At 65.8% G+C, this 16,531-nt stretch carries 17 protein-coding genes and 1 pseudogene; 11 read left to right on the top strand and 7 right to left on the bottom strand.

Features of this window, described 5'->3' with window-relative positions:
- The first annotated feature begins 67 nt into the window (after positions 1 to 67).
- From IVB24_RS36215 to IVB24_RS36205, 3 genes and pseudogenes are all read left to right on the top strand, one after another.
- Positions 68 to 846, top strand: a pseudogene (locus IVB24_RS36215) (sulfite exporter TauE/SafE family protein).
- Positions 843 to 1,073: a hypothetical protein gene (locus IVB24_RS36210; RefSeq protein ID WP_247771423.1), complete on the top strand. Its 231-nt coding sequence runs from the start codon at positions 843 to 845 to the stop codon at positions 1,071 to 1,073. Before IVB24_RS36215 ends, IVB24_RS36210 begins: the two are co-directional and overlap by 4 nt.
- A 172-nt stretch (positions 1,074 to 1,245) precedes the next feature.
- Entirely contained in the window at positions 1,246 to 1,944 is a 699-nt protein-coding gene (locus IVB24_RS36205; RefSeq protein ID WP_247771422.1) for a glutathione S-transferase family protein, read from the top strand.
- Between the two features lie 63 nt (positions 1,945 to 2,007).
- On the opposite strand, the gene IVB24_RS36200 is transcribed toward IVB24_RS36205, so the two are convergent.
- The gene (locus IVB24_RS36200; protein ID WP_247771421.1) at positions 2,008 to 2,223 is read right to left on the bottom strand and encodes a cysteine-rich CWC family protein; all 216 of its coding nucleotides are present in this window, start codon (positions 2,221 to 2,223) and stop codon (positions 2,008 to 2,010) included.
- A gap of 114 nt (positions 2,224 to 2,337) precedes the next feature.
- Here IVB24_RS36200 and IVB24_RS36195 point away from each other — a divergent pair, with 114 nt between their 5' ends.
- The 3 genes from IVB24_RS36195 (at position 2,338) to IVB24_RS36185 (ending at position 5,509) form a co-directional block, all read left to right on the top strand.
- Positions 2,338 to 3,891: a DUF1800 family protein gene (locus IVB24_RS36195; protein WP_247771420.1), complete on the top strand. Its 1,554-nt coding sequence runs from the start codon at positions 2,338 to 2,340 to the stop codon at positions 3,889 to 3,891.
- 2 nt (positions 3,892 to 3,893) lie between these two features.
- Positions 3,894 to 5,111, top strand: a complete 1,218-nt coding sequence (locus IVB24_RS36190; RefSeq protein WP_247774239.1) for a DUF1501 domain-containing protein — start codon at positions 3,894 to 3,896, stop codon at positions 5,109 to 5,111.
- Between the two features lie 83 nt (positions 5,112 to 5,194).
- The gene (locus IVB24_RS36185; RefSeq protein ID WP_094973019.1) at positions 5,195 to 5,509 is read left to right on the top strand and encodes an antibiotic biosynthesis monooxygenase; all 315 of its coding nucleotides are present in this window, start codon (positions 5,195 to 5,197) and stop codon (positions 5,507 to 5,509) included.
- 16 nt (positions 5,510 to 5,525) lie between these two features.
- Here IVB24_RS36185 and IVB24_RS36180 read toward each other — a convergent pair whose 3' ends face one another.
- From IVB24_RS36180 to IVB24_RS36155, 6 genes are all read right to left on the bottom strand, one after another.
- Complete coding sequence (locus IVB24_RS36180) at positions 5,526 to 6,467, bottom strand: aldo/keto reductase (protein ID WP_247771419.1); 942 nt, start codon at positions 6,465 to 6,467, stop codon at positions 5,526 to 5,528.
- A 251-nt stretch (positions 6,468 to 6,718) separates the two neighbouring features.
- Entirely contained in the window at positions 6,719 to 7,174 is a 456-nt protein-coding gene (locus tag IVB24_RS36175; protein ID WP_094973017.1) for a GNAT family N-acetyltransferase, read from the bottom strand.
- 71 nt (positions 7,175 to 7,245) lie between these two features.
- Positions 7,246 to 8,058: a PAS-domain containing protein gene (locus tag IVB24_RS36170; RefSeq protein WP_247771418.1), complete on the bottom strand. Its 813-nt coding sequence runs from the start codon at positions 8,056 to 8,058 to the stop codon at positions 7,246 to 7,248.
- A gap of 129 nt (positions 8,059 to 8,187) precedes the next feature.
- Entirely contained in the window at positions 8,188 to 8,382 is a 195-nt protein-coding gene (locus IVB24_RS36165) for a hypothetical protein (RefSeq protein ID WP_094973015.1), read from the bottom strand.
- A 37-nt stretch (positions 8,383 to 8,419) separates the two neighbouring features.
- Entirely contained in the window at positions 8,420 to 8,596 is a 177-nt protein-coding gene (locus IVB24_RS36160; RefSeq protein WP_162848619.1) for a hypothetical protein, read from the bottom strand.
- A 155-nt stretch (positions 8,597 to 8,751) separates the two neighbouring features.
- Positions 8,752 to 9,402, bottom strand: a complete 651-nt coding sequence (locus tag IVB24_RS36155) for a glutathione S-transferase family protein (RefSeq protein WP_094973014.1) — start codon at positions 9,400 to 9,402, stop codon at positions 8,752 to 8,754.
- 528 nt (positions 9,403 to 9,930) lie between these two features.
- Here IVB24_RS36155 and IVB24_RS36150 point away from each other — a divergent pair.
- From IVB24_RS36150 to IVB24_RS36130, 5 genes are all read left to right on the top strand, one after another.
- Positions 9,931 to 11,133, top strand: a complete 1,203-nt coding sequence (locus IVB24_RS36150) for a pyridoxal phosphate-dependent aminotransferase (protein ID WP_094973483.1) — start codon at positions 9,931 to 9,933, stop codon at positions 11,131 to 11,133.
- A gap of 158 nt (positions 11,134 to 11,291) precedes the next feature.
- On the top strand, positions 11,292 to 11,774 hold the full coding sequence (locus IVB24_RS36145) for a DUF992 domain-containing protein (RefSeq protein ID WP_140482862.1): 483 nt from the start codon (positions 11,292 to 11,294) through the stop codon (positions 11,772 to 11,774).
- A gap of 187 nt (positions 11,775 to 11,961) precedes the next feature.
- Positions 11,962 to 14,010 (top strand): elongation factor G, encoded by a 2,049-nt coding sequence (locus IVB24_RS36140; protein ID WP_247771417.1) that lies wholly within the window; start codon positions 11,962 to 11,964, stop codon positions 14,008 to 14,010.
- 322 nt (positions 14,011 to 14,332) lie between these two features.
- Positions 14,333 to 14,605, top strand: a complete 273-nt coding sequence (locus IVB24_RS36135; protein WP_094973011.1) for a helix-turn-helix domain-containing protein — start codon at positions 14,333 to 14,335, stop codon at positions 14,603 to 14,605.
- 89 nt (positions 14,606 to 14,694) lie between these two features.
- Positions 14,695 to 16,437: a SulP family inorganic anion transporter gene (locus IVB24_RS36130; RefSeq protein WP_247771416.1), complete on the top strand. Its 1,743-nt coding sequence runs from the start codon at positions 14,695 to 14,697 to the stop codon at positions 16,435 to 16,437.
- Positions 16,438 to 16,531 lie beyond the last annotated feature (94 nt).

The raw sequence follows: 16,531 nt of genomic DNA, 5'->3' as shown, positions 1-16,531 counted from the left end.
GCTCTCCGCAAGCGGGGCGAGGAATTGAGGCAGCCTGCGTCCCTTGCCTGCCGAGAGGAAACCCCACGTGACGCCCATCATGATCGCTGCCCTCGGATTGCTGATGGTCGGCACCGCGTTCCTGTCGGGGCTGTTCGGCATGGCGGGCGGGCTGATCCTGATCGGCGTGCTCTTGGCGCTGATGCCGCTGCCGACCGCGATGGTGCTGCATGCGATCACGCAGATGGCCTCCAACGGCTGGCGGGCCTTTTTGTGGCGTGCGCATATCCGCTGGCGGCCGGTCGCGAACTTTATGGTCGGCGCCGCAATCGCGCTCGCGGCCTGGTCGCTCACCCGCTATGTGCCTGACAAGCCGATGGCGCTGCTGCTGCTCGGCATCACCCCGTTCATGGCGCGGCTGTTGCCGTCGACTATCAAGCCGGATCCGACCGTCTCTGGCAGGGCACTGTCTACGGAACGATCTGCATGGGACTGATGCTGATGACCGGCGTGTCGGGCCCGCTGCTCGACACCTTCTTCCTCGGCGGCGATTTCGGCCGGCGCGAGAAGGTCGCGACCAAGGCGATGTGCCAGCTCGTCAGCCACTTCACCAAGCTGATCTATTTCGGCGGCATCATCGACCAGGCCGCGAGCCTAGATCCCGTGCTCGCCGGCGTCGCCATCCTTGCCTCGATGCTCGGCACCACGCTGGCGCGGCGCATCCTCGAAGCCATGACCGACCAGCAATTCGTGGCCTGGTCGAACAAGCTGATCACCACCATCGCCTGCTACTACATCGCCTATGGCGGCTGGCTCATGCTTCGCGCTCCGGTGCTCGCCGCCTTCGACAAGGGAGGTTTGCAATGAGCGAGATTGCCGATCCGCTGGTGCTCGACTTCGTCGAATGGGTCGCGCGCGAGCCGCGCGCCTATGCCGAGGTGATCGCGACCTGGAAGACCTCGTGTCCGCGCCTCACCATCTGGGAGGACGCCGCCGACCGCGGCTACGTCGCGCGCGAGACCATTGCAGGTGTGGGGCTGGTGATCGCGGTGACGGAAGGCGGCGAGAGGCTGCTGCGCACGAACGGACGGTGATGCCTCACTACAACATCATTGCGAGCGCGAGCGAAGCAATCCAGAATAGGAGACCCTCACCCTGAGGAGCGTGCATCTCGCGCGCGTCTCGAAGGGCGAGGCCGAGACGGGCCTTCATCCTTCGAGACGCGCGTTCCGCGCTCCTCAGGATGAGGGTCTGACAGGGAATGCCATGTCACTCAAGCTCTACGAACTCGTCGGCACCGACGCCGCGCGCCCGTTCAGCCCGTATTGCTGGCGCACGCGGATGGCGCTGGCGCATAAAGGCCTGTCCGCGGAATCGCTGCCCTGGCGCTTCACCGAGAAGAGCGCGATCGCGCCGCACGGCTCGGAAAAGGTCCCGGTGCTGCTGCACGACGACAAGCCGGTGGTCGATTCCTGGACGATTGCGACCTATCTCGAAGATCATTTCCCCGACCGTCCGTCGCTGTTCGGCGGCGAGGGCGGCCGCGCCATGGCGCGCATGCTTAACGCCTTCGGCGACATCGCGATCGTCGGCGGCATCTTCCCGCTGATCGTTGCCGACATCCCGAACAATCTCGCCGAGGTCGACGCCGCCTATTTCCGCCAGTCGCGCGAGGCGCGCTTCGGCGGCAAGAGCCTGGAACAGGTCATGGCGAGCCGCGACACCGGCGTGGTCGCGTTCCGCGAATCGCTGGAGGTGATGCGGCAGACCGTCAAGAAGCAGCCCTTCATCGGCGGCGCTGCGCCGAACTATGCCGACTACATCGTGTTCGGCGGCTTTCAGTGGGCGCGCGTGGTCAGCCCGTTCAAGCTGCTCGAGGCGGATGATCCGGTTTATGCCTGGCGCGAAAAACTGCTCGACGCGTTCGACGGCATGGCGCGGAAATCGCCGGGGCATGCAGTGTAAGCTTCGTAGCCCGGATGGAGCGCAGCGAAATCCGGGGCCGCCGCCGACGGAACGATTCCCGGATTACGCTCGCGCTCCATCCGGGCTACGGGCTTCCTCCGCCGCTTTCCTCAAACATTCCCGGCACAGGCAGTCTTCGCCCTCGACCGGCATCGGCAGTTTTGCGGTTTCCTCCGTGCACCAGCAACTGCCTGAGAGGTCGCAGCCGAACTCGGTGCCGCAGCGCGCGCAGGCGAGGCGGCGCGGTTCCGGGGCTGAGGATTCTTTCGGATCTGTCATGATTTACGTCGAAGCTTCGCCGTGATTTTCATGTCGGGTTCATCTGTCGCTGCGGTATATTAGGCGTCGCGCGCGGACTCCGAAAGCGGCTCCCGACACGCGAAGGACAAATTGATGGCCCGCGATTCGCAAGCCGCGCTCGTCGCGCTCAACCGTTTTGGCTTCGGCGCCCGCGGCGGCGCCTCCGGCGATCTCATCAACGCAGCCTCCGATCCCAGAGGTTTCGTCAAGGCGGAGCTCGGTCGCCCGAACGGCGTGCTGCTGGAAGCGCCGGGGCTACAGTCGACGCCGCAACTCGGCCAGGCCGTGTTCGCCTATCAGGATCAGGTCAAGCAGGCGCGCGACGCCGCGGCGAAGGCTGCCGTGCCGACCGAGGCGCAGCCGACCGCCGAACAGAAGCCCGTCTTGCGTCGCAATCTCTCGCTCAACGCGGCCGCGACCGAGATCGCCGGCCAGATGGCAGAGGCGAAACCGGCCGACAATTTGGCGAAGCCGGACACCATGCAGCCCAACGCCGCTGCACCGCCGGCGGCAAAGCCGGCTCCGCAACCGCTCAACGTGATTCAGAAGACCTTCCGCGCCGAAGCGCTGGCGCGGTTGCAGCGCGCGACGCTGGTCGAATGCGGCTTCACCGAGCGCCTCGTCGTGTTCTGGTCCAACCATTTCTGCATCTCGGCCGGCAAGGGCGAGTTGGCGCGGATCTGGGCCGGCGCGTTCGAGCGCGAGGCGATCCGCCCGCATGTGCTCGGACGCTTTGCCGACATGCTGAAGGCGGTCGAGCAGCATCCCGCGATGCTGTTCTTCCTCGACAACCAGCAATCGCTCGGGCCGGATTCGCGCGCGGGCCAGAATCGCAAGCGCGGGCTCAACGAGAATCTCGCGCGCGAGATCATGGAGCTGCACACGCTTGGCGTCGGCGGCGGCTACACGCAAAGCGACGTCACCTCGCTCGCACGCATCATCACCGGCTGGACCTTTGCCGGACGGCAGGGGCAGCTCGGCACGCCCGGCTCCTTCGTGTTCAACACCAATGCGCACCAGCCCGGCGCGCAGATGCTGCTCGGCAAGAGCTACGAGGCGACGGGCCTTGCGCAAGGCGAGGCCGCGCTCGCCGACATCGCGCGCCATCCGTCGACCGCGAACTTCATCGCCGCCAAATTCGTCCGCCATTTCGTCGCCGACGAGCCGCCGCCGGCGCTGGTCGCGCGGTTACGCGAAATCTTCGTCAAGACCGACGGCGACCTCAAGGCGCTTGCGACGGCACTGGTCGATTCCGACGAGGCCTGGAAGGCGCCGCTGACCAAGATGCGCAGTCCTTACGATTTCCTGGTCGCGAGCGGGCGGCTGCTCGCGCGCGTGCCGGAGGATCCCGGCCGCTATCTCAATGGTCTCAACCTGCTCGGCCAACCGTTATGGTCGCCGTCGGGCCCCAACGGCTTCGCCGATACCAATGCCGCCTGGGCCGCACCCGAGGGCATGAAACTCAGGCTCGATATCGCCGCGCAGATCGGGGCGCGGCTCGGCAACAATATCGATCCGCTTGACCTCTTGGAATTCGCGGCGGCCGATGCGGCCTCCATCGAAACGCGGCGAGCCGTCGAGCGCGCGGAGTCGCGCCAGCAGGCGCTGGCGCTGCTGCTGATGTCGCCGGAAATGCAGCGGAGATGATGATGATCGACTGCGTCGAGAACCGCCTCCTCACCTCGCGTCGTAGCCTTCTGCTCGGCGGCGCCTCGTTTGCAGCCTGGGCTTACTTGCCGAAATTCGCCCGCGCAGCCGACGGCCGCGATCCCCGTCTGATCGTGGTGATCCTGCGCGGCGCGCTCGACGGTCTCTCGACCGTCGCGCCGATCGGCGATCCTGATTATGCCGGCCTGCACGGCTCGATCGCGCTCGCCGCGGATGGAGCGCATCCCGCGATCATGCTGGATTCCTTCTTTGCGCTGCATCCGGCGATGCCGGAATTTGCGCGCATGTATCGCGACAGGCATGCGGCGGTGATCCATGCGGTGGCGACGCCCTATCGCGACCGCTCGCATTTCGACGGCCAGGATGTGCTCGAAAGCGGTTATGCCGGGCCGGGCCGCGTGCAGTCCGGCTGGCTCAATCGCGCGCTGGAAGCGCTGCCGCGCGGCGAGCGGGTATCGAGCGCTCTTGCCGTCGGGCCCACCACGCCGCTGGTGCTGCGCGGCAACGCGCCGACCGTCGGCTGGGCCCCGGTGGCGCTGCCGCACGCCGACGACGATACCGCGATGCGCCTCGTCGATCTCTACCGTCATCGCGATCCCGCGCTGGCGATGGCCCTGTCGCAAGGCCTTCAGCTCGACAAGGCCGCGAGCGGCGCCGACATGAAGCCGAAACCCGGCAATGCGGTGGCGCAGATGCGCCAGGTCGCGCGCGGCGCGGCCAAGCTGATGGCGGCGGATGACGGCCCGCGCATCGCCGCGCTCGCCTTCGACGGCTGGGACACGCATGCCAAGGAGGGCGGCCCGGTCGGTCGTCTCGCCTTCCTGCTCGGCGGGCTCGACGGCGCACTCGCCGAACTCGAAACCGGGTTGGGGGAGCGCTGGCGCGACACCGTCGTCGTCGTCGCCACCGAATTCGGCCGTACCGCGCGCATCAATGGCACCGACGGCACCGATCACGGCACCGGCACGATCGCGCTGCTCGCCGGCGGCGCCGTGAAAGGCGGCCGCGTCATCTCCGACTGGCCGGGCCTCAAGCTCGCCAATCTCTACGAAGGGCGCGACCTCAAGCCCACCGCCGATCTGCGTTCCGTGATCAAGGGTGTGCTGCAAGGGCAATTTGGCCTCTCGGATCGCGTACTGGCCGAGACGGTGTTTCCGGATAGTGCGGGAGCACGGCCGATGCAGGGGCTGGTGGCTTAATCAAGACCGTCATTCCGAACCCGTGCCTTGCGGCGCGTCCTGGAATGACGACATGATGAGCCGAGCATCAGGAGAAATCACCCATGTACATCGCCATGAACCGCTTCCGTGTCGCCAAGGGCTCCGAGGCCGCTTTCGAGCAGGTTTGGCTCGGCCGCGACACGCATCTGGACAAGGTGCCGGGCTTCGTCGAATTCCATCTGCTGCGCGGACCGGAAGCCGAGGACCACACGCTCTATGCCTCGCACACGGTGTGGGCGAACCACGCCGTATTCGAGGCATGGACCAAGTCGGAGGCGTTTCGCGCGGCGCATGCGCGGGCCGGGGATCACAAGCCCACCTATCTCGGCCATCCCCAGTTCGAAGGCTTCGAGGTGATACAGACCGTGGCGAAGTAGCGCCGCGCCGCAAACGTCAGCCCAGGGTGATCTTGTCGATCTCCGCCATCTCCTCGGCACTGAGCTTCCAGGCGATCGCCTTGACGTTCTGCTCGATCTGCTCGACGCGGGTGGCGCCGGCGATCACGCTCGACACCTGCGGGCGGGCGGCGAGCCAGGAGAAGGCGAGCTCGAGCATGCTGTGGCCGCGCGCCTTGGCGAAGGCCTGGAGCTTTTCGACGATGTCCTCGTTGCGGGGCGTGACGTAGCGGTCGCGCAGCCGTTCCATCCTGCCGAAGCGGGTATCGCCGGGCGCGGCCTCGCCCTTGCGGTACTTGCCGGTCAGAAGTCCGCTCGCGAGCGGGAAGAATGGCAACAGGCCGAGCTTGTATTCCGTTGCTGCCGGCAGCAGGTCCTTCTCGATGTCGCGCACGACGAGCGAGTATTCGTCCTGGCAGGAGACGAAGCGGCTGACATTCATCGCGCGCGCGACGTACTCGGCTTCAGCGACGCGCCAGGCCGGAAAGTTCGAATTGCCGATGTAGCGCACCTTGCCCTGGCGGACGAGATCGTCGAGCGCGCGCAGGCTCTCCTCGATCGGTGTCAGCGGGTCATAGTCGTGCTGCTGGTAGAGATCGATGTAATCGGTCTTCAGCCGCTTCAGGCTCGCTTCCACGGCGTCCATGATATAGCGGCGCGAGGCGCCCTGTTTGGTGCCGTCCTCGGCCATCGGCTTGGAATATTTCGTCGCCAGCACGATGTCCTTGCGACGATCGCCCAGCACTGCGCCGAGCACGGTCTCCGAGCCGCCCATGTTCGAATAGATGTCGGCGGTGTCGAACAGCGTGATGCCGAGATCGAGCGCGCGATGGATCACCTTGCGCGAGGTCTCCAGATCCGTGCGCTGGCCGAAATTGTTGCAGCCGAGCCCGACCGCGGACACACGAAGGCCGGAGGCGCCGAGATTGCGAATTTCCATGGTGGATCCTGTCAGAGAGAGCAGCCACCCATTGTGACCATCGTGCGCCGCAGCAGCAAGGCGCGCGCCGCGCTGCTGCCATGCCAACAAAGCGGACAAAAAAATGCGGCCCCTGTCAGACGCGGCGACTGACGGGGACCGCTTGGGGCGCTTGATCGGTGACGGGGGGCCTGATCAGACGCAGGTGCAGCGTAGTCCGGCTATGTTACGCGCGGGTGACAGGCGGAGTTATCCACAGGTGCGCGCTGGGATCAGAACAGCTTGCGATAGACGATGAAGCCGGAACGCTCCGCGACCTTGTCGTACAGGCGCTGCGCCGTGAGATTGGTCTCGTGCGTCTGCCAATAGACGCGCGGCGATCCCGCCAGTTTCGCCCGCTCGTACACGCCGTGAATCAACGCCGCGCCGACGCCCTTGCCGCGCGCTCCTTCGGAGGTGAACAGGTCCTGCAGATAGCATGACGGCTCGATCGCCGTGGTGCTGCGATGAAACAGGTAGTTCGTCATGCCGAGCAGCTTGCCGTCGCTCTCGGCGACCAACCCATGCACCGGCTCGTAGGCATCGAAGAAACGCTGCCACGTCACGCGCGTGATCTCGGGTGCCAGCGCGGTCGGGCCGGAGCGGCCGTAGAAAGCGTTGTAGCCGTTCCACAGCGGCAGCCATTGATCATAGTCCTGCCTGGTGACGGCGCGAATGGTGAGCGACATGTGAATTTCCTGCGATCGATGGGAGGTCCTTCATACGTGAAGACGGGCGTGCCGATCAATCGCAAGTCGCATCACTCCGCGACGCGCAGGTACCGGATCAGCCTGCGGCCGGCAGGATCGCGCAGCGAGCGGTAGTAGTCGGCCCGTGAGGGCGCGTCGGTGTGGCGCACGAGGTCGGTCACCGGCGTGTAACTGAGCATGCGTCCGCCGTCGGGCAGGGCGGTGCAGACGAAGCGCAGCACCTCGCCGTTGCGCAAGGCGATGTTGATCGGCGTGGCATCGCCGATCCGCACCATCTCCATGCGCTGCGCGATGAAGGTACCGAGCTCGTCCTCAGGCAGCTCGAACGCGCCGGTGTCGCGGCCGTGATACATCAGCGCGATGAAGGGCGGCTTGCCGTCGGCGATCTCGTCCGGCACCGCGAAATAATCGCGGAACGCGCGGTTGATGAACTCGACCCGCGTCTCGGCATCGAGCAGCACGATGCCGATATCGACTTGGTCGAGCGCTGCCGACAACCGTGCCGCCGCGGCGTGGCTCCGGCGCTCGGTCGCGAACCTGCCGAGCAGCCGCGCGCGCATCACGCCGGTGATCCCCGCGGTGGCGGCAGCCGCGATCGCGAGCAGGCCGAGTTGGAGCAGATCTGCCGGCGCATGGAACGGGCCGGCGCCGTGGGCGAGGAACAGCAGCGCTGCGCCGATCACCGCGAGCGCCGCGCTGCTCATGGCGGAGGCGAAGCCCGACAATGCGCCGGCCAAGGCTATGACGCAGACGAACAGCGGCGCAGGCGAGGGGACGGGGACAAAACGATCGAGCAGGATCGCCAGCAGCGTGATCGCTGCCGTCAGCGCCGGACCGGAAATGGCACGCCATCCGAACCGCATGAGCCTGGCCCGTTCCTCCCTGAACGAGATAAGGCCGCCAGACTGACCCATGGTTGCAGGAGCGCAATGCGATTTCGTGCGGGGCGCTTAAGGTGCGCTTGCCTGCAAGTGCAAAGCTTTCGGTTGTTTTTAGACTAAATGCACGGACCGCTCGCGCTGTTGCAGCGCGGGCGCGTTCAGCGTGGATATCCCCGGGCCTTTGCGCGTGCCGACGAATATCAACAGCGACGCCGCGACGAGGATGGCCGCAGTCAGGGTGATTGCAACGACTACCACGGGTGATTTCATCAACGTCCTGTCGCGATGCCGGTCGGCGCGGGCCACGCGGCGCCTTGAAAGCGGGTCCAGGATGAAACGGGAATCAGACCGGCAGGCCCATCGCCATGGTCGCCTTGGTCGACAGCACCGTCAGGGTGACGATCAGGCACAGCGAGAGCGCGGCGATGGCGAGCGAGGCCGCGACCGCGTTGGTCAGCCGGGAAGACGAAACGGTAGCGGGTTGGCCCTGAAAGCCTGCCGTGCCGGACGCCCGTATCATGGTCTAAATCCTTCAACACGCGAGCGAATCACCCGCGACCTTCCGGAATTTCCCAGTTTCAACCGGCAATATTGCGGCGGCTATCCTACTGAAAATGGCGACAATGCGGCAAAGATGGCGCTTGTGCCCGCTATTCGCCGGAGCGCATGACGCGCTCAGGCGCCGGCGGCAATGCTGGCGGGATCGTCGACGTCGGCCGGCCGCCAGTCCATCGGCACGAAGCCCGGCGCAGCCTCCACCCGCCTCAGCCAGTCGCGGATCGCCGGGAAGGTCGAAAGATCGAAGTCGCAGCGGTCGGCGAGGTGGGTGTAGCCGTACAGCGCGATGTCGGCGACGGTCAGTTGGCGCGCGGCGAAATAGGCGTTGGTCTTGAGGTGATTCTCCATCACCTGAAGCGCGCCATAGCCGCGCTCCATCCAGTCCTCCAGCGAATGGGTCTGGAGGTCGCGGCCGCCCTTGACCAGCGACAGCCAGAAATAGGCTGCGCCGATGTTCGGCTCGAGTGCGTGCTGCTCGAAGAACATCCATTGCAGCGCCTCGGCGCGGTCGATGCGGTTCTCCGGTGCGAGCGGCGTGCCGACGGCGACGTACCAGAGGATGGCATTGGACTCGGCGAGAAAGCGGTCGTCGCCGACCTCGAGCAGCGGTACCTGTCCCGACGGGTTCTTGGTCAGAAAGTCAGGCGTGCGGCTCTCGCCGCGCAGAATGTCTACCTCGACCGCTTCGTAAGGCACGTTCAGCAGCGCCAGCGCAAGGCGGACCTTGTAGCTGTTGCCCGAGCGTTGCATCGAATAGAGCTTGTACATTCTGGGAATGAATCCGAAAGACGGGGAGGCGCGGCGCTTGTTGCCCCGCGACGCGGCTAAACAATGATGCCGATGCGAATCCGCCGCAAGGGCCGGCCAATAGAAAAACTCGAAAACCCTACCGCACTGCAATGCGGCGGAAGATCGTTTCCGTGCGGCCATGCAACGCAGTTCACGCTTGCGTCAACATGCGACGCATCGCGTCGCGTGATCGTGTGCGGGTTGGACGATATGTGTCTCTGCTCGTCATGGCCAGGACAAGCCCGGGCATGACGGCGTATCGATTTCATGATGACCGCAACGCGCAAATATTGCTCCGAGGACAAGCCTTCTGAAATATGAGCGATTCGCGCGGTAAAGTTGCGGAAAATTGCTGGAAATCGCTGCTTGAACCGCTCCAGATCCGTAAGTTTTTCCGAGATCTGGCCGAAGTTTCTTGCGGTGCAGCGGCACACGTTTTAGGGTGTCTCATTCCCACAATCGGAGTCGTGAGGCCAAAGGGTTCACGACGCTTGTCAGGAGATGACGATGTCCTTCCTTGCCGCTGCGCTCGACCGTGTGAAGCCGTCCGCGACCATCGCGGTCACGGATAAAGCACGTGCGCTGAAAGCGGCGGGCCGCAACGTCATCGGCCTAGGCGCCGGCGAGCCCGACTTCGACACGCCCGCCAACATCAAGCTGGCGGCAATCCACGCCATCGAAGCCGGCAAGACCAAGTACACCGCAGTCGACGGCATTCCCGAGTTGAAGGAAGCCATCATCGGCAAGTTTCAGCGCGAGAACGGTCTCACCTACAAGCCGAACCAGATCATCGTCGGCACCGGCGGCAAGCAGGTGCTCTACAACGCGCTGATGGCGACCATCAATCCGGGCGACGAGGTGATCATTCCCGCGCCCTACTGGGTCAGCTACCCCGAGATGGTGGCGCTCGCCGGCGGCGAGCCGGTGCCGGTGGTTTGCACCGCAGCGACCGGCTTCAAGCTCCAGGCCGAGGCGCTCGAACGCGCGATCACGCCGAAGACCAAATGGGTCATCCTGTGCTCACCCTCGAACCCGACCGGCGCGGCCTACACCAGGGCCGAGCTGAAGGCGCTCACCGACGTGCTGGTCAAGCATCCGCATGTCTGGGTGATGACTGACGACATGTACGAGCATCTCGTCTATGACGATTTCGTCTTCACCACCGTGGCGCAGGTCGAGCCGAAACTCTACGACCGCACGCTCACCGTGAACGGCGTGTCGAAGGCCTATTGCATGACCGGCTGGCGCATCGGCTATGCCGGCGGCCCAGTTCAGCTGATCAAGGCGATGGCGACGATCCAGTCGCAGTCGACCTCGAACCCGTCGTCGATTGCCCAGTGGGCCGCGGTGGAAGCGCTGAACGGTCCGCAGGACTTCATCCCCGCCAACAACAAGGTGTTCAAGGAGCGCCGCGACCTCGTGGTCTCCATGCTCAACCAGGCCAAGGGCATCGAATGCCCGCGTCCCGAAGGCGCCTTCTACGTCTATCCGTCCTGCGCGGGCACGATCGGCAAGACCGCACCGTCGGGCAAGGTGATCGACAATGACGAGACCTTCGTGACCGAGTTGCTCGAGACCGAAGGCGTTGCCGTCGTGCAGGGTTCGGCCTTCGGCCTCGGTCCGGCTTTCCGCATCTCCTACGCAACCAAGACCTCGGACCTCGAAGACGCCTGCAAGCGCATCCAGCGTTTTTGCGGTAATTTGCGCTGAGCCTGTCGCGACAGGATTTTGAAAAGGCCCGCTTCGGCGGGCCTTTTTTATTGCTTCGCGAAATCTGGCACCGGCATCACTCTTGTGGCATAGGACTCCTGCGTGACTTGTACTGCACCTTCCAATGCTCGCATCACATTCATCGCCGGAGATATTTCATGCGCCGTTCGTTCATCTTCGCCGGGCTCGCCGCAGTCAGCCTCGTTGCCTCCGTCGCCAGCAGCGGCGCACAGCAGCAGCGGATGGTGCGGGTCGGTGTGCTCGAATGCCGCGGCGGCGCCAGCGTCGGCTTCATCGTGGGCTCCGTGACCCATCTCGGCTGCGTGCTGCGCGCCGACGGCTTGCCCGAGGATCGCTACGTCGCGACGATCCGCAAAGTGGGTCTCGACATCGGCATCACCCAGGAGACGGCGCTGGCCTGGGGCGTGTTCGCGCCGGTCGACCGGCTTGGCCCCGGCGACCTCGCGGGCAATTATGCGGGCGCGCAGGGCAGCGCCTCGGTCGGCGTCGGCCTTGGCGGCAATGTGCTGATCGGCGGCTCGAACAATTCGATCGCGCTGCAGCCGCTCAGCCTGCAGGGCCAGGTCGGCCTCAACATTGCCGCCGGCCTCGAAAGCCTGGAACTCCGTCCGGGCCGTTAAGCGCCTCACTGGAGGTGTTGGTTCACCTCTCCCCATCGTGGAGAGGTGAACACCGCGCGATAGCGGTAACAAACAACTGACTACGCACCGCAGCGACGTTTGACGCTTGCCAAAGCTCGGGGACGGGCAGAGCATCTGCGCTTGCCGACCCAATCATGGGCCGAGCTCCACACCAAGGAGGCGGCGAATGGGACAAGACGTCAGAAGTCCCCGAGGTCCACGGTGCATTGCGCTGGTGGGCCCTTTCCAAAGCGGTAAAACTACACTTCTGGAAGCAATCCTGGCGCGAACGGGCGCAATCCCGCGCGCCGGCAGCGTCGATGCCGGAACCTCCGTCGGCGACGCCACGCCCGAGGCCCGTCATCACAAGATGAGCGTCGGCCTGACTGCCGCCACCACGAGTTTCATGGGCGACAGCTATACCTTCCTCGATTGTCCCGGTTCCGTCGAGTTCGCCCACGACATGCGCGCCGCGCTGCCCGCGGTCGATGCCGCGATCGTGGTCTGCGAGGCCGACGAGAAGAAGCTGCCGCAGCTTCAGATCATCCTGCGCGAGCTGGAGGAGATGAATATCCCGCGCTTCCTGTTCCTCAACAAGATCGACCGCGCCAACAAGCGCATCCGCGAGACGCTCGCAACGCTCCAGCCCGCCTCGCGCGTGCCGCTGGTGCTGCGCCAGATCCCGATCTGGAAGGACGAGCTGATCGAGGGCTTCGTGGATCTCGCGCTGGAACGCGCCTTCGTCTATCGCGAGCACAAGGCCTCCGAGGTGGTCGCGCTCGAAGGCGGCGATCTCGATCGCGAGAAGGAAGCCCGTTTCTCGATGCTGGAGAAGCTCGCCGATCACGACGACGCGCTGATGGAGCAGCTGCTCGAAGACATCCAGCCCCCGCGTGATGCCGTGTTCGACGATCTCGCCCGTGAATTGCGCGAAGGGCTGATCTGCCCCGTGCTGCTGGGCGCTGCCGCGCGCGAGAACGGTGTGCTGCGCCTGATGAAGGCCCTGCGCCACGAGGCGCCGGGAATAGCGGAGACCGCAAAACGTCTCGGCGTTGCCGAGACCAGGGATGCGCTCGGCTTCGTGTTCAAGACGCTGCATTCGCAGCATGGCGGCAAACTGTCATTGACGCGGCTGCTCGCCGGCCATCTCGACGACGGCGCCACGCTGCAATCCGCTTCCGGAGGACCGGGGCGCATCTCCGGCATCCTCGCCGTCAACGGCGCCTACGACACCAAGCGTACCGCGGCCGAAGCCGGCGACACGGTGGCGCTCGCCAAGCTCGATTCGATCAAGACCGGCGACACGGTCTCGAGCGGCAAGACCCCGCCTGCGGCGCTCGCGGTCGCGGAGCCGACGCCGCCGGTGCTCGCGATCTCGGTTGCGGCCACCGATCGCAAGGACGACGTCAAGCTCGGGCAGGCGCTGACGCGGCTGCACGAGGAGGATCCCTCGCTCGTCATCGTGATGAACGCCCAGACCCACGACACCGTGCTGTGGGGGCAGGGCGAAATGCATCTGCGCGTCGCCGGCGAGCGGCTGCGCGACCGCTTCGGCGTCAAGATCACCTCGCATCCACCCGCCATCGGCTATCAGGAGACCATCCGCAAGCAGATCGTTCAGCGCGGCCGACACAAGAAGCAGTCCGGCGGCCACGGCCAGTTCGGCGACGTCGTGCTCGACATCAGGCCGTTGCCGCGCGGCGAGGGCTTCAAGTTCGCCGAGAAGGTCGTTGGTGGCGCCGTGCCGCGCAACTACATCGGCGCGGTGGAAGAAGGTGTCGTCGACGGATTGACGCGAGGTCCGCTCGGTTTCCCCGTCACCGATTTGCAGGTGACGCTGACCGACGGCTCCTATCACAGCGTCGATTCCTCCGACCTCGCCTTCCGCACGGCGGCGCGGATCGGACTGAACGAAGGCCTGCCGCTGTGCCAGTCGGTGCTGCTGGAGCCGATCCACGTGGTCGAGATCGTCTGCCCGACCGAGGCCACCGCCAAGATCAACGCGATCCTGTCGGCGCGGCGCGGCCAGATCCTCGGCTTCGACACGCGTGACGGCTGGGGCGGCTGGGACTGCGTCCGCGCCATGATGCCGGAAGCCGAGATCGGCGAACTGATCGTGGAGCTGCGCTCGGCCACCGCCGGCGCCGGCAGCTTCACCCGCACGTTCGACCACATGGCCGAAGTCACCGGCCGCGCCGCCGACCAGATCATCGCCGCGCATCAGCACGCGGCGTGAGCTGTCGACGCAACTCTCTCCGCGCTCGCGGGGGGAGGGTGCGCTGATCCCTACAGCGTGTCCCGGACGCGCTGCGATGCGCAGCATTGCTCCGCTGAGCCGGGACCCAGAAAGCCACGGACTTCGCGGTTGCTTGGGTCCCGGCTCTGCAGCGCATCACACCGGACGATGCTTCGCATCGCCGGGCGTGCTGCGCTGCGTCCGGGACACGAGAGCGGTGTTTCTGGACGCGGCGGCCCTTGCGCTTATCGCCAGATGATGTATTTTACATCATTGTACATGTTCTAGATATCACATATAAGCTTTCATACGTGAGGCCAAGGTGATCACGTCATTCCAGATGCGGGCAGCCCGCGCGCTGCTCGGCATTGACCAGAGAACCTTGGCGGAACTCGCAGGCGTGTCGTTGCCGACCATCCAGCGGATGGAGGCGAGCACCGGCAACGTTCGTGGCGTGGTCGAGACCCTGATGCGGGTGGTCGATGCGTTCGAGCGGGCCGGCGTCGAGCTGATCGGCGAACAGGCGCGCAGCGAAGGCGGCGGACGTGGTGTTCGGCTGAAAGAGCCGGGGCCGCCACGCCGGGTGGGAGCGTGATCCCGCGATGATCATGCTCGGAGCAGGTTGAACCAACGCACCGTCGCGCCCCGATACGCGGCCGCACGATGCATCGGAGCATTGTGGGCATGAGCATCACGGGCGAACACGCAGGCAAGCTGCACGGGCGTCGTCAGCCGACCTTTACCGAACTCTATTTGCCAAAGCTCGTGACCGTATGGCGCGAGGGCTATGGTCTTGCGGATCTCCGCGCCGACGTGTTCGCGGGCCTGACGGTTGCGATCGTGGCGCTGCCGCTCTCGATGGCGATCGCGATCGCCTCGGGCGTGACGCCGGACCGCGGCCTCTACACCGCTGTCGTCGGCGGCTTCATCGCGTCGCTGCTCGGCGGTAGCCGGTTCCAGATCGGCGGACCCGCCGGCGCGTTCATCGTCCTGGTCGCAGCGACCGCGGAGCGCCACGGCGCCGACGGCGTCATTCTCGCCACTCTGATGGCAGGGCTTTTCCTGGTTGCCGCCGGATTCCTGCGGATCGGCACTTACATCAAGTTCATTCCCTATCCGGTGACGGTCGGCTTCACCGCCGGCATCGCCGTGATCATCTTCGCCAGCCAGCTCCGCGATCTCGGCGGGATCACGCTTGCGGGGAAAGAGCCCAGCGAGTTCGTTCCAAAGCTGGTCGCGCTCGCCGGCAGCCTCAACACCATCAATCCATCCGCGGTCGCGGTCGCCATCGTCAGCATTGCCATCATCGCGGGTTTGCGGATCTGGCGGCCGTCCTGGCCCGGCATCCTGATCGCGGTCGTGCTAGCGGCCGTCGCATGTGCCGTGCTGTCGCTGCCGGTGGAAACCATCGGCTCGCGCTTCGGCGGCATTCCGCGCGAATTGCCCTCGCCGGCGCTGCCGACGTTCTCGGTTGCGAAGGCGACCGCCGTGCTGCCGGATGCGATCTCGTTCGCGCTGCTGGCCGCCATCGAATCGCTGTTGTCGGCGGTGGTGGCCGACGGCATGACCGGGCGCCGTCACCGCTCCAATTGCGAGCTGGTGGCGCAAGGCGCCGCCAATATCGGCTCGGCGTTGTTCGGCGGCATCTGCGTCACCGGCCTGATCGCGCGTACCGCCACCAACATCCGCGCCGGCGCGCGCGGGCCGCTGGCAGGCATGCTGCACTCCGTGTTCCTGCTGCTGTTCATGCTGATCGCGGCGCCGCTCGCAAGTTACATCCCGCTGGCCGCGCTCGCCTCGGTGCTGGTCGTGGTGGCCTGGACCATGGCGGAGAAGCACGAATTTGCGACGCTCGTGCGCTCGTCCTGGGGCGATGCCGTCGTGTTGCTGGCGACCTTCCTGCTGACGATCTTCCGCGATCTCACCGAAGGCATCCTGGTCGGCTTCGCGCTCGGCGCGGTGCTGTTCATCCATCGCATGGCGGAGATGACGGGCATCGAGGAACGCTCGCCTCTGGTCGCCGGCGACCGTCCCGACGACGGCAACGGCGATCGCGTTCGCTACGATCCTGCGCTTGCGGTCGATCGCGACGTGCTGGTCTATCGAATCACCGGCGCGTTCTTCTTCGGTGCGGCCTCCGCGATCGGAGGCGTGCTCGACGAGGTCGCCGACAAGCGCAAGGCCTTCGTGGTCGATTTCGCCGCGGTGCCGTTCCTGGATTCGACGGCCGCCAACGTGCTTGGCCGCGTCGCCGCCAAGGCCCACCGCCAGGGCATCCGGCTGTTCATCACGGGGGCCTCGCCCGCAGTCCGCCGCGCGCTGCTCACCCATGGCGTGACGCCGCCGCGGGCGCGCTATCGCCAGAGCCTCGAGCGCGCCATTGCCGACATCAAGGGCGGCGCGGGCGAGGAGGCTGCCGCGAGCTGACGGCGCGCCGCTCTCGCGCCGGCCGGCTTGACCGACGCTGCGGCGCCCACGTGCTTGACAGAGCGGGCGCGAGGCGAAATGGATCGCCTCGGAT

Source organism: Bradyrhizobium sp. 192, from assembly GCF_023100965.1.
Lineage (GTDB): Bacteria > Pseudomonadota > Alphaproteobacteria > Rhizobiales > Xanthobacteraceae > Bradyrhizobium > Bradyrhizobium symbiodeficiens.
Note: the sequence above shows the minus strand (reverse complement) of the source record. Positions and strands in the feature narration are given on the sequence as shown.